This window comes from Rathayibacter sp. AY1A5 (genome assembly GCF_002930875.1).
Lineage (GTDB): Bacteria > Actinomycetota > Actinomycetes > Actinomycetales > Microbacteriaceae > Rathayibacter.
Window position 1 is genome coordinate 1 of the sequence record NZ_PSTM01000021.1, and the last position, 19,474, is coordinate 19,474.

Sequence of the window (19,474 nt, forward strand, 5' to 3'; positions counted from 1 at the left end):
CAGGAGGAGCGCTGCGGGACGCTCCTCCCCCGGCCCGTCGCGCGGGGGCGCTCCGGGCCGGGTGGGGAGGGGATCAGCTCGCGAAGGTCCAGGTGAGCGGGAGCGAGGCGGACAGGCCCTGGTAGGCGTTGGTGGCCGACGAGTCGAGGGTCACGGCGATGGAGAAGGGGGTGGAGGTGCCGGGGGTGACCGGGGCGGTGTTGAGGGTCTTGACGGCGGAGCCGGCGAGGGTCGCGGCGGTGCCCGTGAAGACGGTGGTCCCGCCGGAGGTGATCACGACGTTGAGCTTGCCGCAGAAGTCGGTGGCGGAGCCGGAGGCGCCGGCCGCGACGTTGTTGCTCTGCGAGCAGGTGGCGCCGGGGGTCAGCGTGAAGGTGTTGGCGTTGACGGTGCCGGTGTTCTTCAGCGTGATCGCGGTGGTGACGGTCTGGCCGGGGACCATCGTGGTCGATCCGCCGAACTTGTTGATGGTCGCGCAGGTCGCGGTGTTGGTGCTGATCGAGCCGCCGTCGGTGCTGAGGCAGGTGATGGGGCTGGCGCCGGTCGACTTCTCCTCCATGACGAGCGAGCCGGAGGCGGCGGTGTTGCCGGTGTTGGAGATGCTCGCGACGAAGCCGGACAGGGTGCCGGACATCGAGACGGAGAGGAGAGCGGCGGCGGCGATGCTCGTCGCGATGGCGAGGGGAGCGAAGCGGACGCGCTTGGACTTGGCGGTGTGGGTCGACATGGCAGGACTCCTGATCGGGTGGGGCGGGCTGATGCTGAAGGGGGAGGGTCCGGCTGGTGGTCATCCGAACTCGATTGACCGCTAAGTTACTTGATGACCAAGATACATTGCAATCGTTCTTTCGCCCCCTGTCCGGGTGACAGGCCGGGACCCCCGAGGGCGACCCGTACGATGACCCCAGCCCTACCCCGAGAAGGACGAATGACCACCGAGAGACCGACCCCGCGCGACGTCGACCAGGACGCGCCCGCCGTGCAGCTGCGGCAGTCGCTCCGCCTGCTCGAGAACGCGCAGCGGCACCTCCGCGCGAGCATCGCCGCGGGCGTGGGCGTGGGCATCTCGGAGCTCACCGCGCTCGAGGTCCTCGGCGAGTCGCCCGACCTCACGCCGAAGTGGCTGGGCCTCGAGCTCTCCCTCTCGACGGGCGCCGTGACCGCGCTCCTCGACCGGCTGGCGACCGCCGGCCACGTCGACCGGCTCGCCAACCCGCAGGACCGCCGCAGCGTCCTCCTGCGCCTCACCGCCTCCGGGGAGCAGCTGCTCGCGCAGGTGGACGAGCGCTACGACGAGGTCAGCGCGGAGGTGCTGAAGGCCTCCCCCGGGCTGAACGGCATGGCGGACGACCTGGCGCGTGCCGCCGCGGTCATCACCGCGCACACGATCCGCTGATCCGCGCCAGTCGCTAGGAGTCCAGCGCCCGGGTCAGGGTCCAGACGTTGCGCCCCTCCGAGCGCTCGTGCTCGAACGTGGTCGTCAGAGCCTGGATGAGAGCGAGCCCGCGGCCCGACTCCGCGAAGACGTCCGGCATCTCCCGCGGCCCCGTGCCGATGTCCGGCGGATCGGCCGTGTCGACCAGCTCCGCGTGGATCGCGTCTCCCTCGACCCGCACGACGAGGCGGCAGACGATCGTCGTCGTCGACGTCGCGTGCTGGATGACGTTGTCGACCAGCTCGACCAGCGCCGTCTCGACGGCCATGCGGTCGCGGGCCGGCAGGTCCGGCCGCTCGCCCCAGAGCCCGGCGAGCATCTCGTGGACGACCTCGGTGTTGTCCGGGGGCGTGCGGAACCCGACGCTGCGCTCAGTCACGGTACGCGTCGCCGGCCGTGTCGAAGAGGGTGAGCACCCGGTCCAGATTGGACAGCTGCAGCACCATCACGACCTGCTCGCTGGGCGCCGCGATCCGCAGGTCGCCGCCCGCCTGCCGCGCGGTCTTGAGAGCGCCGACCAGGGCGCCGAGGCCGGAGGAGTCCATGAACGTCACCGCGCTGAGCTCGACGACGATGCGGGGGCTGCCCTCGTCGATCGCCCGGCGGACGGCCGAGCGCAGCTCCGGAGCCGAGGCCGCGTTGAGCCGCCCCTCCCCCCGCAGCACGGCGATGTCGGGGGCGATCGTCTCGGTCGTGAACGTCATGCGGGGTCCTTCTCGGCGGAGCGGTCGGCGCCCGTGCGGGTCAGCACGAGGGCGGTGATGTCGTCGGACGCGGAGCCGGAGGCGGCGAGCGCCCTCAGCGCCTGCAGGAACTCGGCGGTGTCGGCGGAGTCGCGGGCGAGGTCGACCGCGCGCGCCAGGGACTGCAGCGTCCCGTCGTAGAGGTCGAGGACGCCGTCGGTGAAGGCCAGGAGCGAGTCGCCGACCGCGAGCTCCACGGTCTGGGTGATCCAGCCGCCGTCCTCCGCGATGCCCAGCGGGAGGCCCAGTGCCGCGAGCCGCTGGAACGAGCCGTCGGCGCGGAGGAGGACGGTGAGCCCGTGGCCCGCGTCGACGAAGTCGATCCGGCCGGACGCGGTGTCGAGGCGCCCGTGGAAGAGGGTCGCGAAGGTCTCGGTGGCCGTGAAGTCGTCGTGCAGCTGGGCGCTCACCGCGCTGACGACCGCGTCGGGGTCGCCGCCCAGGCGCGCCCGGAACGCGGAGCGGATCGAGGCGGCCACGATCGCCGCTGCCGTCCCCTTGCCCATCACGTCCACGAGGGTCAGGTCGACCGTCTCGTCGTCGCCGCGCCAGCTGTAGAAGTCGCCGGTGATCGTCCACCGCGGCAGCGAGAGCCCCGAGAGCTCGTAGCCGGCAGGGTGGTGGAGGGAGGAGGGAGCCATCTGCGTCTGCATGTCGGCGGCGCGGTCGCGCTCCGCCGTGTCGCGCAGCTCGCGCTCGACCCACTCGCCGAACTCCTCGAGCAGCTGCCGCTCGTCCGGGGTGAGGCTCCGGGGCACGAAGTCGATGAGGCAGAGGGTGCCCAGCTGCAGGTCGCCCTCGACCGACAGCGGCCGCCCGGCGTAGAAGCGGACGTGCGGGTACCCCGCGACGTGCTCGTGCCCGGCCCACGCCTCGTCGGCACCGAGGTCCGGCACGACGAAGGTGGTGCGCTTCTCGAGCGTCGCGTCGCAGAATGTGCCGGCGCGCGGGTAGGCGAGCACGGCGTCCGGACGCTGCGGGGACTTCGTGAACAGCGTGGTGTCGTCGAGGAAGTGGATCTCGGCCACGGGCACGCGGAACAGCTCCTCGGCCATCCGTGTGATCCGGTCGAAGCGCTCCTCCGGAGCCGACCCCATCATCTCGAGCGCCTCGAGCGCCACCAGCCGCGGATCCTGCTCGGCCTCGATCATCCGTGCCCCCTTCCCCCTGCGCGCCGCGCCGGGACTCCCCGGAGCGCACACGCACCTCCGACCGTATCGCCCCGCTTGACGGGTGGGGGACCTTCGGCGCCTCTGTACCCCTCACGGGGTACGGCTGTCGCAGATCGCGCGGTCGGGAGCGTCGGCGATGGCCGATCCCGGCCGTCCTCGCCTCCGCCTCTTGCCGCCGGACGGAGCGGACCCCTACTCTTCACCCGACGCTCCCCCGGCGACCCGCGAGCACCCGAAGCCCGCAGGCTCGTGGGCGTCGCCTCAGGAGCGCCCGTGCCCACCCAGCCGCGTCCCCTCCGCCGATCGCGCGCGGAGACGAACCGACCCTCTCGATCCGACGCGCCCCGGCGCGGGAGCCCGCTCGCTGCGGCGCTCCTGCTCGTGACCGTCCTGATCCTCCCGCTCGCCACCGCGCCGACAGCGTCCGCCGTCGACTCGGCGGGCGACGAGTACGACGCGATGCGCCTCGCCCTCGTCGCCGATCTGACGGGCACGATCCCGGGAAGCGGGAGCGTCGGCGGCCTCGCCGCGGCGAAGGGCCGCCTCGTCGCCGAGGCCGAGGGCTACTGGTCGACGCTCGAGACCGACGGCGGCGAGCCCTGGCCCGATCTGGTCACGGGCACCTCGGCGGTGGAGGTGTGGACCGCCTACAAGCGGGTCACCGTCCTCGCGACCGCGCTGAAGACCCCCGGCACCGCGCTCAGCGGCGACCCGGCGCTCCTCCGCGACGTCGTCACGACCGCCGACTGGCTCTCGGCGAACCGCTACAACCGCTCGACCACCGGCACCTCCCGCTGGTGGGAGCAGCAGATCGGCATCCCGCTCGAGCTGAACAGCATCACCGCCCTCCTCTACCCCGACCTCTCGGCGGCGCAGGTGCAGGCCTACCTGTCGGCCTCGACGCGCTTCGCCGACACCGTCACCCGGACCGGCGCCAACCGCGTCTGGACGGCGGCGGTCATCGCCGGGCGGGCAGTGCTTCTGAAGCAGCCGGCGAAGATCGCGGAGGCGGCCGCCGGCATCGACCCGGCGCTGCGGACGGTGGCGTCCGGCGACGGCTTCCACGCCGACGGCTCCTTCGTGCAGCACAGCGTCTTCGCCTACAGCGGCGGGTACGGGCTCTCGATGCTCGACACCCTCGACGACCTGTACGCGCTGCTCGACGGCTCCCGCTGGGAGATCACGAGCCCGGAGGGGCTCGGCGTGTACGACCGGCTCGCCTCCTCCTTCGCCCCCGTCACCTGGTGCGGCGCCGTGATGTCGACGGTCCGCGGCCGCGAGACCGCGCGGGCGGAGTCGGAGGACGGCGACGTCGGCGTCCAGCTGCAGGCGGCGGTGCTGCGCCTCGCCGACAGCGCCCCTCCCTCGGCCAGGACACGGACGAACGCGCTGGCGAAGAGCTGGCTGGCCTGCAACGCCGGCAGCCCCGTGAGCATCGAGACGGCCGGGTCCGTCAGCGACGTCGTGCGCGCGCGGCTCGTCCTCGCCGACACGGGCCTGATCGCGACCCCGATCGGCTCGGGCGTCCGGGCCTTCGCCGGGATGGACCGCTTCACGCGGACCACGGCGACCTCGGGCTTCGCCGTCGGGCTGTCGAGCACGCGGATCGCCCGCTACGAGTCGCTCAACGGCGAGAACCGCAGCGGCTGGTACACCGGCGACGGAGCGACGTCGCTCCACCTGGGCAGCGGGCGCCAGTACGACGACGGCTACTGGGCCACGGCGAACCCGTACCGGATGCCCGGCACCACCGAGGACACGATCGTCCGGAGCGCGGGCGAGGGCGCGTCGTCCCGCCCGACGACGACCTTCACCGGGAGCCTCGAGAGCCCGTCGCGGCGGACGGGGATCGCGGCGCTCGACTTCGACGCGGCGTCGGTGAGCCTGGTCGCGAAGAAGGCCTGGTTCACCTTCGACGACGAGATCCTCGCGCTCGGCTCCGGGATCACCGCGACCGACATGTCCGGGACCGGCTGGGACGGGGTGCGCCGGCGCGCGGAGACGGTGATCGACGACCGCCGCGACGTCGCTCCCGACGCGAGGCTCCGCGTCGACGGCGTCCTCCGCGGTGCGGAGGCGACCGCCACGAGCACCGCCCGCTGGGCCTCGATCACCGGCTCCGCGGAGTCGGTGGGCTACGTCTTCCCGACGCCGATCGCCCTGACCGCGCAGGGGCGGACCCGCACCGGAGCCTGGAGCGCCGTGAGCGCCGCCGGTCCGACGGCGCCGGTGACCGGCCACTACTACTCCCTCACGACGAGCCACGGCACGAACCCGACCGGCGCCTCCTACGCGTACACGGTCCTCCCCGGCGCCTCCGAGGCGGCGACCGCCGCGTACGCGGCGGACCCGGACGTGACCGTGCTCAGCAACACACCCCAGCTGAGCGCCGCCCGCGACCGCTCGACCGGCACCGTGAGCGCCGTGTCGTGGAAGGCCGGGACCACGAGCCCCGTCCTCGTCGGAGGCACCCGGGTCGCGAGCATCACCGGCGCCGGACTGGTCTCGATCCGGGAGGACGCGGACACGGTGACCGTCTCGACCGTCGACCCGACGCAGGTCTCGACGAGCGCGCTCACCGTGACGCTCGCGCGGCCGACCGCGGGCACGGTGTCCTCGAGCGCCGCCCTGAGCGTGACGAGCAGGACGAGCACCGCGACGACGATCACGTTCCGGCCGAGCGGGCTGAAGGGAGCGACGGCGTCCATCGTGCTCGCGAAGAGGGCCGCCACTCCGGTGCCGACGGCCACGCCCACGCCGACCGCCACCGCCGCGCCGACCTCGACGCCGACCGCCACCGCGACTCCGCTCGCCGCCGTCGGGGCCGGCACCCACCAGAACGGCTCGCCGGCCGTCGCCGTCACGGGCACCTGGTCCACGACCTCCTCCTCCGCGGACAGCGGCGGAGGCGTCTCCTTCTCGTCGACAGGGGGCGCCTCGGCGACCCTCCGCTTCACCGGCACCGGAGTCTCGTGGGTGAGCCGCCGGTCCAGCACGTCCGGGATCGACGAGGTCCGCCTCGACGGCGTCCTCGTGGCCTCGGTCGACCGCTACAGCGCCACCACCCGCTCCGCCCAGACCGTCTGGACCAGCGGGACCCTGCCCGCCGGCACCCACACCGTCACGATCACCCGCGGCAGCACACGGAATCCGGCGGCGACCGGGGGCAACCTGATCCACGACGCCTTCGTCGTGAGGGGCTGACCGCCCGGCTACCACCGGCCGCGGTGCCTGGCCAGGCCCTCGCCCGGCGGCGGGCGGGCCCGTAGCGTCGCCCGGACCGATCGACCCGCCGGGGTCACGACGAGAGGACGCGCGATGAGCAGCACGAGCGACATGATCCGGAGCCACCCCGAGGAGCTGCGCGGCGTCGATCCGGAGGTCCTGGCCAAGTGCATCGACGCGTGCGGCGCCTGCGCACTCACCTGCACCGCCTGCGCCGACGCGTGCCTGGGCGAGGAGTCGGTCGCCGAGCTGGTCCACTGCATCCGCACCGACCTCGCCTGCGCCGACGTGTGCGCCGCGACCGGCGCCGTGCTCTCGCGCCGAGGCGTCGTCGGATCCGCGGCCGTCCGCGCCCTCGTCGAGGCCTGCCTCCTGGCCTGCCGCGCCTGCGCCGACGACTGCGAGCAGCACGCCGGGATGCACGAGCACTGCCGGATCTGCGCCGAGGCCTGCCGCCGCTGCGAGCAGGCGTGCGAGAGGCTGCTCGCGCATCTCTGAGCGCGGGCGCCACCGCGGAACACCTCCCCCACCGGATTCGACGGGCGGCTGTCAACCGTCCTGCCTCGAGCGTCCGGCGCTCCTACGGTCGGTGGCGAGCACGGCGTCGCCGGGGCGCCGGAGCGATCGCAGGCGATCCTTCCGTCCCCGACGATCCGCAGACGCTCGAGATGGAGGACGACCGTGGCCCAGACCAGCACCGAGCGCGACCGCACCGCGCCCGACCCCGACGACTCCCGCAAGCCCGACGGACCGACGGACGTCACCAAGCGCTCGTGGGGCTACGTCCTCAAGAAGACGCTCCGCGAGTTCGGCGCCGACCAGTGCACGGACATCGCGGCGGGGCTGACCTACTACGCCGTCCTCGCGCTGTTCCCCGGGCTGCTCGCGATCGTCTCGATCCTCGGCCTCTTCGGCCAGGCCGAGACCACGACCGACACCGTGCTCGAGATCGCCGGCGGGTTCGTCTCGGCCGACGTCCTCGACACGGTCCGCGGCCCGATCCAGGAGCTCACCTCCAGCCCCGCCGCCGGCCTGGCGTTCGTCACCGGTGTCCTCGGCGCCCTCTGGTCCGCCTCCGGCTACGTCGGCGCCTTCGGGCGCGGCATGAACCGCGTCTACGAGATCGACGAGGGCCGCCCGATCTGGAAGCTGCGCCCCACGATGCTCGCCGTCACCCTCGTGACGGTCCTCCTGCTCGTCATCGCCGGACTGATCCTCGTGCTCAGCGGTTCGATCGCGCAGACCATCGGCGACGCGATCGGCCTCGGCGAGGTCGCCCTGACCGTGTGGAGCATCGCCAAGTGGCCGGTGCTGATCGCGATCATGGTCGTCATCGTCGCGGTCCTCTACCACTGGTCCCCCAACGTGCGGCAGCCGAAGTTCCGCTGGACCAGCATGGGCTCGATCCTCGCCCTCGTCGTCTGGGCGCTGGCCTCGGCCGGCTTCGCGTTCTACGTCGCCAACTTCAGCAACTACAACAAGACCTACGGCGCCCTCGGCGGCGTGATCGTCTTCCTCCTCTGGCTCTGGATCACGAACCTCGCCCTGCTCTTCGGGGCCGAGTTCGACGCCGAGCTCGAGCGCGGCCGCCAGCTGCAGGCCGGCATCGAAGCCGAGGAGCACATCCAGCTCCCGCCCCGCGACACCCGGCAGAGCGACAAGAAAGCCGAGAAGCACGCCGAGGACGTCGCCGACGGCCGCGAGCTCCGCGAGAGCGCCGGACACCCGGAGCGATGACCCCGATCGGGCGGGACCTCCCGGCCCATTAGGGGCACCGCCTTCACAGGGCAACCCTCTTGAGGGCCCGCGGGCGGCGCGCGGAGGCTGGATGCATGCGGAAACTGCACTACTCCAGCGGCCACCTGCTCGTCGGCGACCTGACCTGCAAGGCGGTCCTCCGGTACGCCCGGGCCCTCGCGGACGTCAGCAAGTCGGATGTCGTCTCGGTGCCGGTCCTGACCGAGGGCGGCGGACGCGCCTACGCCCACCTGCTGATCGGGCCGGCGAGCCAGCTCTGGTCGGTGCCGATCGACAGCAGCGAGGTGGAGGAGCCGGACGACGCGGAAGTCATCGCCCACATCGAGCTCGAGACGCGCCGCATGCAGCCGGCCCGCCCCTCCTGGAGCGAGGAGATGACGGACATCCCGCCGCTGGACTTCCTCGAGTACACGGACATCGCCGACCTCGAGGACGCCCGGCGCGACCCGACGGACTAGGCCGCCGCCGGCTCCTCGGTGGAGCGGGAGTCGCTGAGGGACAGCGAGCCGATCGTCGCGATCACGCCGACGAGGACCGCCACGACCAGGAAAGCGACCCGCTCACCCGCGAAGAAGCTCCGGACGAGGTCTGCGCTCCACGCGCCCGCCGGGAGGGTGGTCGCCACCAGTGCGGCGATCAGCGTGCCGACGACGGCCGTGCCGATGCTGGTGCCGATCTCCTGGGCCGTGTCGTTGAGCGCCGCACCGATCGAGGTGCGGTTCGTGGGCATCGCCTCGACGAGGGCGACGGCGCAGATGGTCATGATCGTCCGCAGGCCCACCGTCATCACGACCATCATCACGGCGATCGCGAGGTAGCCCCGGTCCACCGCCCAGGACATCCCGAGCAGCGCGCCGACCAGGAGCCCGGTGCCGATCAGGCAGGCCGCGCGGTGCCCCAGCTTCGCGGCGAGGCGCTCGGTGACCGGAGTGGCGGCGAGCATCGTGACGATGACGGGCAGGTTCGCGAGGCCGGCGCGCACCGGGCTCCAGCCGTAGGCGTACTGGAAGTGCAGTATCAGGCCGAACAGGACGCTCGCGAAGGCGACCGAGGCGCCGAGCTGCGTGAGCGCCGCTCCCCGCGCGGGGCCGGCGCGGAAGACCGCGAGGTCGATCATGGGCGAGACGGCGCGGCGCTCGCGGACGACGAATCCCGCGACGGCGGCGACGGTGCCCGCGGCGCAGGCGATCGTGAGGAGCGACAGCCAGCCGTTCTCGACTCCGCTGGTGAGCGTGTAGCAGCCGAGCCCCACCGCGGCGACGGTGAGGGCGGTCCCCGGCAGGTCGAGCCGACCGGAGGTGAGGTCGGCGCGCTGGTCCGCGGGGACTCCGAGGCGCACGCCGATCCAGCCCAGCAGCGCGATCGGGGCGTTGACGACGAGCAGCCACTGCCAGCTGACGGTGCTGAGGATCGAGCCGCCGAGGAGGGGGCCGAGGACCATGCCGGACATCCCGACGATCATCACGATCGTGATCGACCGCATGCGGAGCCTCTCGTCGTCGAAGAGCCGGAACACCAGCGACATCGTGACGGGCGCCATGGCGGCCGCGGCGCAGCCGAGCGCCGCGCGGAGGGCGATCAGCTGGCCGATGTCGGTGACGAGGACGACGGCGAGGCTGATCAGCCCGAACGCGGCGAGGCCGGTGAGGAGCACGCGGCGGCGGCCGAACCGGTCGGCGGCGGACCCGGCTGTCAGCAGCAGCCCGCCGAAGGTCAGGGAGTAGGCACCGGTCACCCACTGCAGTCCGGCGGTCGACCCGTCGAGTGAGCGTCCGATCGTCGGGAGGGCGATCGAGAGCAGCGTGTTGTCGACCATCTCGACGAAGAACGCGAGGCAGAGAGCGGCGAGCGGGAGTGCCGCGGAGCGGAGGGAGGTGTGAGCGCGGGACTCGGCGGAGGTGGTCGTCGGAGCGGACATCGAGGCGCCTTCCTATCGAACGCCGTTCGACTCTCGTACGGCGTTCGATAGTATGGAACGCCGTTCGGTAAGATGCAAGCCATGCCTGCAGATCGCCCGACGGAGACCGCTGCCGCGCCCTCCCCCGCCCGGGGCCGCCGCCGAGCGTCGCACTCGCTCGACACCGTGCTGGCCGAGGCGATCGCGATCCTCGACGAGTCCGGGGAGTCGGCCCTCACGTTCCGCGCGCTCGCGGCCCGACTCGGCGGCGGCGTGGCGAGCATCTACTGGTACGTCGGCAGCCGCGACGAGCTGCTGGAGCGGGCGACCGACGAGGTCATGGGCCGGGTCCTCGCAGACAGCGAGCCGCTCACCCACGGGCCGGACCCGATCGACAACGTCCGCGCCGTCGCACTGGCCCTCTTCGACGAGTGCGTCCGCCGACCCTGGTTCGGCCTCTACATGCTCCGCACGACCGGGGTGCAGCCCAACTCGATGGCGATGTACGAGCGCCTCGGGCAGCAGCTCATGGCTCTCGACCTGACGCCCCGGCAGCGGTTCCACGCCGTGTCGTCCATCGTCAGCTACGTCGTCGGAGTCGCGGCCGACCTGGCGCAGCCGCCGCCCCGCGAGTTCCTCGAGAGCGGGATGGAGAGGGGCGAGTTCCTCGAGCACCTGGCCGACCGCTGGCGCGCCCTCGATCCGGAGGAGTTCCCCTTCGGCCACCACGCGGCCGACGTCATGGCGACGCACGACGACCTCGACGTGTTCCGCTCCGGCCTCGACCTGCTGCTGGCCGGGCTCCGGCTGCAGGCGGGGCGGGGCTGAGGCCGGGTCAGCTCCTTGAGGTCCGCCGGATCGCGACCACGGTCACGTCGTCCGCCAGCAGCCCCTCGGCCGCCAGGCGGGTGACGCCGGCGACCGCGGCGGCAGGGCGGCGCGGACCGTGGCGGCGATCATCGCGGCGCCGACCCCCTTGCCCATGACGTCGGCGACGGTGACGGCGAGCCCGTCGGGCGTGCAGCGCCAGTCGAAGAAGTCGCCGCTCACCGTCCCGCTCTGCACGCAGGCGCCGGCGACGTCGTAGCCCGGGAGGTCCGGGACCGAGCGGGGCTCGAGCCGCCGCTGCACCCTCTCGCCGTCGGCGAGCTCCTGCCGCGAGCGGGCGGCGCCGGCGGTGAGCATCTGCGCGACCTGCTCGCCGCTGAGCGACGCCATGCTGAACGACACCACGACCAGCAGCACCAGCGTGATCAGCGTGGTGGTCGGGGTCCCGAACCAGGTCGCGAACAGCTCGCTGCGCAGCCCCGCGGCCAGGAACACGGCGAACCGGAGCGCGTAGTAGAGGGAGAGGGCGCCGGAGCTGAGCAGCAGCGGCCAGCGCGTGCGCGAGCGTCCGGCGCCGAGCAGCGCGACCTCGCGGGTCGACAGGCCGATGAGGAGCGCCATCGAGGCGAGGTAGAGCGGCCCTCCCGACCAGTCGTTGACGGCGGGCGAGTCGAGGCTGGACACGCCCGTCACCACCACGGTCGGAGCGACCACCAGCCACCACGGCGTCGGCCGGCCGCGGAGGGAGCGGCTCGCCGCCCAGACCGCGGCGGCGCCGGCCACGATGAGCCCGTTCCCGAGCGGATTCGCCCACACCTGGTCGGCCGTGCCGTCGCGGAGGTAGGCGAGCGAGCCGCCCATGAACTGCGCGAGCGCCGTGCACCACCAGAAGCTGAAGGACGAGCGCGTCGACCGGTAGGTGACCAGCGCGAACAGCAGGAAGAGGGTGAGGGCGGTGACCCCGAAGGCGACGCGGAGGGTCGTGGCATCGAGCAAGGCGGGTCCGTGGCCCTTCCAGGAGACCGAGCGGCGGAGCGGCGGACGGGCGCCGTGATCAAGGGGATCCTGTCACGGCGCGCGGGCCGCTCGGGGCGCGCCGTGGAGGCCGGCCCCGGGGATCCGCGGCAGTGCGGCCCGTCCGCCCACCCGACGGGGGGAGCGGGAGGGGAGCTCACCCGTTCGAGGAGAGACCACCGCCCTCGCGCTCGATACAGCATCGCGTGTACCGTCGCTCCCGTGCCCGCCTCCGCGACCCTCACCCACTCCGCTGCTCTCGCGCGCCTCGGATCCGCCCTGGCGGACGAGACCCGGTCACGGATCCTGCTCGCGCTGCGCGAGGCTCCGGCCGTCCCCTCCGACCTCGCGGACGCGCTCGGGGTGTCGCGGCAGGTGATGTCGAACCAGCTCGCGTGCCTCCGCGGATGCGGGCTGGTGGAGGCCGTGAAGGACGGCCGGTACACCTGGTACCGGCTGGCCGAGACCCGGATCGCCGGGGCGCTCGACCACCTGCTCCGCCTGGCCCTGGTCGTCGATCCGGACTGCTGCTCCGGCGACGACTGCCGCTGCGCATGACCGCCCTGCGCGCTCCGCTCCTCCCCGCCCGCCGCCGCGTGCTGCAGAGGCGGATCCGCTGGATCGTCGGCGCGACCATCGCCTACAACGTGGTGGAGGCGATCGTGGCCCTCGCCGCCGGGACGGTCGCCTCGTCCACCGCGCTCGTCGCCTTCGGCCTCGACTCCGTGGTGGAGGTGCTCTCCGCCGCGGCCGTCGCCTGGCAGTTCTCGGGCCGCGATCCGGAGGCGCGCGAGCGCACCGCGCTGCGGGTGATCGCCGTCTCGTTCCTCGGCCTGGCCTCGTTCGTCGCCGTCGACTCGGTCCGGGCGCTGCTCGGATTCTCGGAGGCCCAGCACTCCCCCGTCGGCATCGTGCTGGCCGCCGTCAGCCTGCTGGTGATGCCCGCGTTCTCCCTGCTCGAGCGCCGGACCGGCCGCGAGCTCGGCTCGGCCTCGGCCGTCGCGGACTCGAAGCAGACGCTCCTCTGCTCGTATCTCTCCGCCGCCGTCCTGGTGGGCCTGCTGCTGAACAGCACGCTCGGATGGACGTGGGCCGACCCCGTCGCCGGCCTCGTGATCGCCGCGGTCGCCGTCCGCGAGGGCCTGGAGGCCTGGCGCGGCGAGTCCTGCACGACGCCGATCTCCGCGCTCACGAGCGAGGACTCCGAGGCCTGCGGCTGCTGCTGACGGGGGCGGGACGGCGCGGTGCACATCGGCGGTGGACGACCTCCGTCAGGACTTCGTCGCGAGGCCGGCGGCCGATCGGACCCGCTCCGGAGCTACCGACGGCCGGCCCGCGCCTCGACGACGTGCCGGCACCCGATCCCGCCGCGCTCCAGCTCCTCGCGCTCGCGGCGGAGCCCGACGCGGACCCGCCGCGCCTCGGCCAGCGGCAGCACCGCCTCCGGATCGACGGTCGCCAGCAGGAGCGCCGCCCGCGACCTCGCCGCCACCCGCACGTCCAGGCACGGCGTCTCCTCGGCGAGCCCGAGCAGCGCGGCCACCAGCAGCTCCAGCTCGACCGCAGTCGCGTGGAGCACCAGCACCCGCGAGGCCGGGCTCGACGGGCGGCGGACCAGGAGCGTCGCTCCGGTCATCGTCGCCGCCCTCCCCTGCCCGGGACCGGTCCGGGACGTCCGCCCCGCCTCGGCCCTCGGCGGCCGCCCGCGCGACGTCGGCGTGCACGCATGGGGTTCCTTCTCTCGTCCTGCTGCGGCGCGAACTGCACCGCACCTCCATCACACGACGTGGGCACCCGGGCCGGGGAGAGGGTTGCCACGCGCGCGTCGGCGGGTCAGGAGGCGCCGGGGATGAGAGGGTTGCGCGATGTCCACTGCGAGCGTGCCGTCGCCGCGCGCCGGAGTCCGGACCCGGCGCTTCCGGCGCCTCGCCCGCACGGGCTTCGCCGTCAACGGACTGATCCACCTCCTGATCGGCGGCCTCGCCCTGCGCGTCGCGGTCAGCGACGAGACCTCGCGGGAGGCGGACGCGTCCGGAGCGATCGGGCGCATGGCCGACTCCCCCGTCGGGCTCGTGGTGGTCTGGGCTGCGCTGGTCGGGCTGGTCGCGCTCGGGCTCTGGCAGCTCTCCCTCGGCGGGCGCTCCTCCGCGCCGGGGCTCCCCGCCCGCCTGGGCCGCCGGATCGTCGAGTCGGGCAAAGGCTTCGCCTCGCTCACGCTCGCGGGCACCACGCTCGTCTTCGCCCTCGGCGGTTCGACGAGCTCCTCGGCCACGATCCGCCGCATCAACACCGAGCTGCTGACGAGCACCGTCGGCGTCGTGATCCTCGTGATCGTCGGCGGGATCGTGCTGGGCAGCGGTATCGGCTTCGTCGCGATCGGGATCCGGCGCGGCTTCCGCAAGCTCGTCCGCATCCCCGAGGGCCCGACGGGGACGGCAGTGCTGATCCTCGGCGCGACCGGCTACATCACGAAGGGGCTCGCTCTGGGCCTGGCCGGCGGGATCTTCGTGGTCGCGGCGCTGACCGGCGACGCTCGCCAGGCGACCGGGCTCGACGGGGCCATCCACTTCCTCGACGTCCCTCCGTACGGCACGATCGCCCTGACCCTCGTCAGCGCGGGACTGGTCATGTACGGGCTGTTCCTCGTCGCCCGGGCGAAGCTCGCGAAGCTCTGAGCCGACGCGGCAGTCGTTCACAGTCGCCACCCATATCGCTGAGTATCGTTCGGAGAAACAGGAGGTCATCATGAACGGATCGTCATCGACCGGCGCGTTCGGCACCGGCACGCCCATCGAGAGCATCTGGCGCGCGATGGAGCAGGCCCGCTCCCGCATGGAGAAGCGCGTCGGCTCCCGGGTCGGCCGCGGGGACGTGCGCACCGCGGTGCTCGCGCTCCTCGCCGAGCAGCCCATGCACGGCTACCAGATCATCCGCGAGATCGAGGAGCGCAGCGGAGGCGACTGGAAGCCGAGCCCCGGCTCCGTCTACCCGACCCTCCAGCTCCTCGCGGACGAGGGCCTCATCACGGCCGACGAGCAGAACGGCCGCAAGACCTACACGCTGACCGACGCCGGCCGCGCGACGGTCGCCGAGCACGGCACCTCGACCCCGTGGAACGACTCCGACCACGTCGACTTCGGCGCCCTGCCCAAGGCGGGCCTCGAGCTCGCCCAGGCCGCGGCCCAGGTCGGACGCTCGGGCACCCCCGAGCAGATCCGCAAGGCCGTCGCCGAACTCGAGGACGTGCGCCGCCGCCTGTACGCGATCCTCGCGCAGGACTGACCCGGGTGGCCTCGGTCAGCCCGGGTCCTGCCGCCCCGGGCCACCGAGAGCGGGAGGACCGGCGGCGCTACCGCCGGATCCTCCGCTTCGCCGCGTGGCATCTCGCGGTCACCTGGTTCTTCGACCTGCTCCTGCCGCGGGTGGGGCTCACGCGCGTCGCGCTCCGCACCCGGCCCGGCCGGATGCGCCGCTTCGCCCGCAGCTTCCACGTGCTCGCGGTCGACCTCGGCGGCCTGATGATCAAGGTCGGCCAGTTCATGTCGTCGCGCCTGGACGTGCTGCCGCCCGAGATCACGCGCGAGCTGGAGGGGCTGCAGGACGAGGTCCCGCCCGTCCCGTTCCCGCGGATCCGGGCGCTGGCCGAGTCCGAGCTCGGGCTGCCGCTCGAGCGTGCCTACGCCGGAGTGGACGAGTCGCCCGTCGCCGCCGCCTCCCTCGGGCAGGCTCACCGCGCCCGGCTCTCCCCCGTCGACGCCGGGGACACCGGCTACTCCGCCGCCATCATGAAGGTGCAGCGGCCGGGGATCGACCAGATCGTCGAGGTCGACCTCGCGGCTCTGCGCCGCGTCGGCGGCTGGCTCAGCCACGTGCGCCTCGTCTCGGACCGCGTCGACGCCCCGGCCCTCGTCGAGGAGTTCGCGGTCACCAGCCTCGAGGAGATCGACTACCTGCAGGAGGCGGCCAACTCCGTCCGCTTCGCCGCCGACTTCGCGGGCGACGCCCGGGTGGCCGTCCCGGACGTGGTCTGGGAGCGCTCGACCCGCAAGGTCCTCACGCTCGAGGACGTCACCGCGATCAAGATCACCGACCACGCCGCGCTGCTGGCCGCCGGGATCGACCCGCGGGAGGTCGCTCCGGTCTTCGCGGCCGTGATGTTCGACCAGCTCTTCACCAACGGCTACTTCCACGCGGATCCTCACCCCGGCAACGTCTTCGTCACGCCGACCCCCGGGGGCGAGCTGCCCTGGCGCCTCACCTTCATCGACTTCGGGATGATGGGCGAGGTGCCGCCGAGCACCCGCGCGGGCCTGCGCCGGATGCTGATCGCCGCCGCCTCCCGCGACGGCAAGGGGCTCGTCGACGCGGCCCGAGCGGTCGGCGTCCTCCTCCCCTCGGCCGACTCCCGCGAGCTGGAGCGGGCGCTCACGCAGCTCTTCGCCCGCTTCGGCGGCATGGGCTTCGCCGAGCTGCGGGAGGTGGATCCGCGCGAGTTCCGCGACTTCGCCGTGCAGTTCGGCGACGTGGTGCGCGCACTGCCGTTCCAGCTCCCCGAGAACTTCCTGCTCGTCATCCGCGCGATGTCGCTGACCTCGGGCGTCTGCAGCGCGCTCGACCCGGCCTTCAACCTGTGGGACTCGGTCGAGCCCTACGCGCAGCAGCTGATCCGCGAGGAGCGCGGCTCCGTCGTGCAGGACGTCGGCAAGCAGGCCGTCGACACGCTCGGCCTGATCTGGCGCCTGCCGCGCCGACTCGACGAGCTCGTCACGACCCTCGACGACGGCGAGCTCGCGGTCACCGTCCCCACCATCGAGCGCCGGCTGAACCGGCTCGAGGGCACCGTCCGCCGCGTGATCTCGGCCGTGCTGTTCGCGGGCCTGCTGATCGCGGGCGCCGTCGTGCGCCCGGACGACAGCGGCTTCGGGACCGTGTTGATGATCGCGTCGGCGCTGCCGCTGCTGCACGCCCTGCTGGCCCGCGGTCCGCGCGGCTGAGAGCCGCCGTCAGGCCGCGGCGGCCGCGTCGCATCCGTCACCTCCTCCGCCCACCTCACCGGCGGCGCGGTCGACATCGGCTACACGGACGCGGACAGCCGGCTCGCGCAGCACGGCACCGACTACGGGCTCTGCCAGATCTACGCGAACGAGATCTGGCACTTCGAGCTCGCCACCGAGCCGGGCGGCGACTGCCCGGAGCAGCTGCCCGACGCGAGCGCGACCTGAGCGGCTCTCCCGCGCTCCCGGGATCCGATGCGTCGCGAAAGGTCGTCATCGGAGGCGAAGGGGAGCCGTTCGCGACGCATCGATCGCGCAGGCGGCCGGGCGGCGGGGCTCGGCGGCCGGGCTCAGCGGCTGGTGAGCAGCTCGACGAACTCGTCGGCCATCGCGAGCTGGGCGCTCAGCGCCTCGCGGCGCTCGCGGGCCTGCGCGACGAAGCCGTCGAGCTGCGCGCGGACCTCGGCCGGGGCGTCGTCGCCCTCGGCCTCGAGGGTGTCGATCACGCGGAGCAGCGCGGCCATCTCCTCCAGCGAGAAGCCGAGCGGCTTCATGCGGCGGATGAGGATCAGGCGGTCGTAGTCGGTGGACGTGTAGAGGCGGAAGCCGCCCTCGGTGCGGCCGGACGCCTTCACGAGGCCGATCTCGTCGTAGTGGCGCAGGGTCCGGAGCGAGAGGCCGGTCCGCTCGGCGAGCTCGCCGATGTGCATGGTGCCGATCCTGCTCACCCCTTCAGATCTACCCTTACGTGAGGGTAGGGTTGCCCGTGCTGCTGACACGCCTCTGCAAGCTTGGCATCCCCGCCCGCTTCCGCCGACCTGATGCCGCAGCCCTCCGCGCTCCTCGTCGAGCACCCCTCCCACTCCCTGGAGCCGCCGCGATGGCCCTCGCCTCGAAGACCCCTGCCCGCCCGCACGCCGAGCCCACAGTGATGACGGCGCTGCGCACCCCCCGCATCCTGACCCGCGAGGTCCTCGCCGGCCTCGTGGTCGCGCTCGCGCTCATCCCCGAGGCGATCTCGTTCTCGATCATCGCGGGCGTGGATCCGCGGGTCGGCCTCTTCTCGTCGTTCGTGATGGCCGTGTCGATCGCCTTCCTCGGCGGCCGCCCCGCGATGATCACCGCCGCCACCGGCGCCGTCGCCCTCGTGATCGCCCCCGTCGCCCGCGACTACGGGATGGACTACTTCATCGCGACGGTGATCCTCGCGGGCGTGCTCCAGATCGTGCTCGGGCTGCTCGGAGTGGCGAAGCTCATGCGCTTCATCCCCCGCAGCGTGATGGTCGGATTCGTGAACGCGCTGGCGATCCTGATCTTCTCGGCGCAGATCCCCAACCTGATCGGCGTGCCCTGGCTGGTCTACCCGCTGGTCGCCGTCGGCATCGTGATCATGGTCGTGATGCCGCGCCTGACGAAGGCCGTTCCGGCGCCTCTCGTCGCCATCGTCCTCATCACCGCGGCGGTCGTCGTGACGGCGGTCGCCGTCCCCACCGTGGGCGATCAGGGCGAGCTGCCCCGCAGCCTCCCCGAGCTGTTCCTGCCGAACGTACCGCTGACCTGGGAGACTTTCACGACCATCGCGCCGTACGCCGTCGCGATGGCGCTCGTCGGACTCCTGGAGTCGCTGATGACCGCGAAGCTCGTCGACGACATCACCGACACCCCCTCCCGCAAGACCCGCGAGTCGCTCGGGCAGGGCGCCGCGAACGTGCTCTCCGGCCTGTTCGGCGGCATGGGCGGCTGCGCGATGATCGGCCAGACGATGATCAACGTGAAGGCGTCCGGCGCCCGCACCCGCATCTCGACCTTCCTCGCCGGCGTGTTCCTCCTGATCCTCGTCGTCGCGCTCGGCGACCTCGTCGCGATCATCCCGATGGCCGCGCTGGTCGCGGTGATGGTGATGGTCTCGGTGGCGACCTTCGACTGGCACAGCATCCGCCCGTCGACCCTGAAGCGGATGCCCGTGGGCGAGACGGTCGTCATGATCGCCACGGTCGTCGTGGTCGTCCTCACCCACAACCTGGCGATCGGAGTCGTCATCGGCGTCCTGGCCGCCATGGTCGTCTTCGCCCGCCGGGTCGCCCACTTCGCCACCGTCGAGCGCACCCTCTCGGCCGACGGATCGACGGCCCACTACACGGTCACCGGCGAGCTGTTCTTCGCCTCCAGCAACGACCTCACCACGCAGTTCTCCTACGCGGAGGACCCTGCGCACGTCGTGATCGACCTCTCCGGCTCCCACATCTGGGACGCCTCGACCGTCGCCGCGCTGGACGCCGTCACGACCAAGTACGAGCGCCACGGCACCCGCGCCGTGATCGCGGGCATGAACGACGCCTCCACCCGGATGCACGGCCGCCTCGCCGGGAATCTCGGCGCGGGGCACTGAGGGTCGGGGCTGCGGGACC

The 19,474-nt window shown here is 72.9% G+C and carries 20 protein-coding genes; 12 read left to right on the forward strand and 8 right to left on the reverse strand.

Features of this window, described 5'->3' with window-relative positions; genetic code table 11:
* Nucleotides 1-73 precede the first annotated feature (73 nt).
* Nucleotides 74-727 carry a hypothetical protein gene (locus C5B98_RS13490; protein ID WP_104224276.1) on the reverse strand — a complete coding sequence of 218 codons (654 nt, stop codon included), beginning with the start codon at nt 725-727 and terminating at the stop codon, nt 74-76.
* A 201-nt stretch (nt 728-928) separates the two neighbouring features.
* Here C5B98_RS13490 and C5B98_RS13495 point away from each other — a divergent pair, with 201 nt between their 5' ends.
* Complete coding sequence (locus C5B98_RS13495; protein ID WP_104224277.1) at nt 929-1,396, forward strand: MarR family transcriptional regulator; 468 nt, start codon at nt 929-931, stop codon at nt 1,394-1,396.
* 13 nt (nt 1,397-1,409) lie between these two features.
* Here the strand turns inward: C5B98_RS13495 and C5B98_RS13500 are convergent, their stop codons facing one another.
* Genes C5B98_RS13500 through C5B98_RS13510 form a run of 3 tightly spaced genes read right to left on the reverse strand, consistent with a single transcriptional unit; the run spans nt 1,410 to nt 3,329 of the window.
* Nucleotides 1,410-1,814, reverse strand: a complete 405-nt coding sequence (locus C5B98_RS13500; protein WP_104224278.1) for an ATP-binding protein — start codon at nt 1,812-1,814, stop codon at nt 1,410-1,412.
* Nucleotides 1,807-2,139 carry an STAS domain-containing protein gene (locus tag C5B98_RS13505; RefSeq protein WP_104224279.1) on the reverse strand — a complete coding sequence of 111 codons (333 nt, stop codon included), beginning with the start codon at nt 2,137-2,139 and terminating at the stop codon, nt 1,807-1,809. The genes C5B98_RS13500 and C5B98_RS13505 overlap by 8 nt, the downstream gene beginning before the upstream one ends.
* Complete coding sequence (locus tag C5B98_RS13510) at nt 2,136-3,329, reverse strand: PP2C family protein-serine/threonine phosphatase (protein WP_104224280.1); 1,194 nt, start codon at nt 3,327-3,329, stop codon at nt 2,136-2,138. The genes C5B98_RS13505 and C5B98_RS13510 overlap by 4 nt, the downstream gene beginning before the upstream one ends.
* Before the next feature lie 402 nt (nt 3,330-3,731).
* On the opposite strand from C5B98_RS13510, the gene C5B98_RS13515 reads away from it, so the two are divergent.
* The 4 genes from C5B98_RS13515 (at nt 3,732) to C5B98_RS13530 (ending at nt 8,791) form a co-directional block, all read left to right on the forward strand.
* Complete coding sequence (locus tag C5B98_RS13515) at nt 3,732-6,554, forward strand: polysaccharide lyase 8 family protein (RefSeq protein ID WP_146076963.1); 2,823 nt, start codon at nt 3,732-3,734, stop codon at nt 6,552-6,554.
* A 114-nt stretch (nt 6,555-6,668) separates the two neighbouring features.
* Nucleotides 6,669-7,073 carry a four-helix bundle copper-binding protein gene (locus C5B98_RS13520; RefSeq protein ID WP_104224282.1) on the forward strand — a complete coding sequence of 135 codons (405 nt, stop codon included), beginning with the start codon at nt 6,669-6,671 and terminating at the stop codon, nt 7,071-7,073.
* Between the two features lie 183 nt (nt 7,074-7,256).
* The gene (locus C5B98_RS13525; protein ID WP_104224283.1) at nt 7,257-8,312 is read left to right on the forward strand and encodes a YihY/virulence factor BrkB family protein; all 1,056 of its coding nucleotides are present in this window, start codon (nt 7,257-7,259) and stop codon (nt 8,310-8,312) included.
* 95 nt (nt 8,313-8,407) lie between these two features.
* Nucleotides 8,408-8,791 (forward strand): hypothetical protein, encoded by a 384-nt coding sequence (locus C5B98_RS13530; protein WP_104224284.1) that lies wholly within the window; start codon nt 8,408-8,410, stop codon nt 8,789-8,791.
* Here the strand turns inward: C5B98_RS13530 and C5B98_RS13535 are convergent.
* A complete protein-coding gene (locus C5B98_RS13535; RefSeq protein ID WP_104327937.1) occupies nt 8,788-10,251 on the reverse strand; it encodes an MFS transporter in 1,464 nt (487 codons plus the stop codon). The two genes, C5B98_RS13530 and C5B98_RS13535, sit on opposite strands and share 4 nt — an antisense overlap.
* An 81-nt stretch (nt 10,252-10,332) precedes the next feature.
* On the opposite strand from C5B98_RS13535, the gene C5B98_RS13540 reads away from it, so the two are divergent.
* Nucleotides 10,333-11,058: a TetR/AcrR family transcriptional regulator gene (locus tag C5B98_RS13540; protein ID WP_219812210.1), complete on the forward strand. Its 726-nt coding sequence runs from the start codon at nt 10,333-10,335 to the stop codon at nt 11,056-11,058.
* A 42-nt stretch (nt 11,059-11,100) separates the two neighbouring features.
* Here C5B98_RS13540 and C5B98_RS17340 read toward each other — a convergent pair whose 3' ends face one another.
* Nucleotides 11,101-12,054 carry a PP2C family protein-serine/threonine phosphatase gene (locus C5B98_RS17340; protein WP_104224287.1) on the reverse strand — a complete coding sequence of 318 codons (954 nt, stop codon included), beginning with the start codon at nt 12,052-12,054 and terminating at the stop codon, nt 11,101-11,103.
* Between the two features lie 240 nt (nt 12,055-12,294).
* Here C5B98_RS17340 and C5B98_RS13550 point away from each other — a divergent pair, with 240 nt between their 5' ends.
* Both C5B98_RS13550 and C5B98_RS13555 read left to right on the forward strand, forming a co-directional pair.
* Nucleotides 12,295-12,630: a helix-turn-helix transcriptional regulator gene (locus C5B98_RS13550; protein ID WP_104224288.1), complete on the forward strand. Its 336-nt coding sequence runs from the start codon at nt 12,295-12,297 to the stop codon at nt 12,628-12,630.
* Entirely contained in the window at nt 12,627-13,298 is a 672-nt protein-coding gene (locus C5B98_RS13555; protein WP_104224289.1) for a cation diffusion facilitator family transporter, read from the forward strand. The genes C5B98_RS13550 and C5B98_RS13555 overlap by 4 nt, the downstream gene beginning before the upstream one ends.
* Nucleotides 13,299-13,390: 92 nt before the next feature.
* On the opposite strand, the gene C5B98_RS13560 is transcribed toward C5B98_RS13555, so the two are convergent.
* Nucleotides 13,391-13,708 (reverse strand): hypothetical protein, encoded by a 318-nt coding sequence (locus C5B98_RS13560; RefSeq protein WP_104224290.1) that lies wholly within the window; start codon nt 13,706-13,708, stop codon nt 13,391-13,393.
* Between the two features lie 229 nt (nt 13,709-13,937).
* Here C5B98_RS13560 and C5B98_RS13565 point away from each other — a divergent pair, with 229 nt between their 5' ends.
* From C5B98_RS13565 to C5B98_RS13575, 3 genes are all read left to right on the forward strand, one after another.
* Nucleotides 13,938-14,747, forward strand: a complete 810-nt coding sequence (locus C5B98_RS13565; RefSeq protein ID WP_104224291.1) for a DUF1206 domain-containing protein — start codon at nt 13,938-13,940, stop codon at nt 14,745-14,747.
* A gap of 70 nt (nt 14,748-14,817) precedes the next feature.
* Nucleotides 14,818-15,354 (forward strand): PadR family transcriptional regulator, encoded by a 537-nt coding sequence (locus tag C5B98_RS13570; RefSeq protein WP_104224292.1) that lies wholly within the window; start codon nt 14,818-14,820, stop codon nt 15,352-15,354.
* 5 nt (nt 15,355-15,359) lie between these two features.
* On the forward strand, nt 15,360-17,066 hold the full coding sequence (locus C5B98_RS13575; RefSeq protein ID WP_104224293.1) for an AarF/ABC1/UbiB kinase family protein: 1,707 nt from the start codon (nt 15,360-15,362) through the stop codon (nt 17,064-17,066).
* A 350-nt stretch (nt 17,067-17,416) separates the two neighbouring features.
* Here C5B98_RS13575 and C5B98_RS13585 read toward each other — a convergent pair whose 3' ends face one another.
* On the reverse strand, nt 17,417-17,776 hold the full coding sequence (locus C5B98_RS13585) for a MerR family DNA-binding transcriptional regulator (protein ID WP_104224294.1): 360 nt from the start codon (nt 17,774-17,776) through the stop codon (nt 17,417-17,419).
* A 170-nt stretch (nt 17,777-17,946) separates the two neighbouring features.
* On the opposite strand from C5B98_RS13585, the gene C5B98_RS13590 reads away from it, so the two are divergent.
* A complete protein-coding gene (locus tag C5B98_RS13590; protein ID WP_104224295.1) occupies nt 17,947-19,455 on the forward strand; it encodes a SulP family inorganic anion transporter in 1,509 nt (502 codons plus the stop codon).
* Nucleotides 19,456-19,474: the final 19 nt, after the last annotated feature.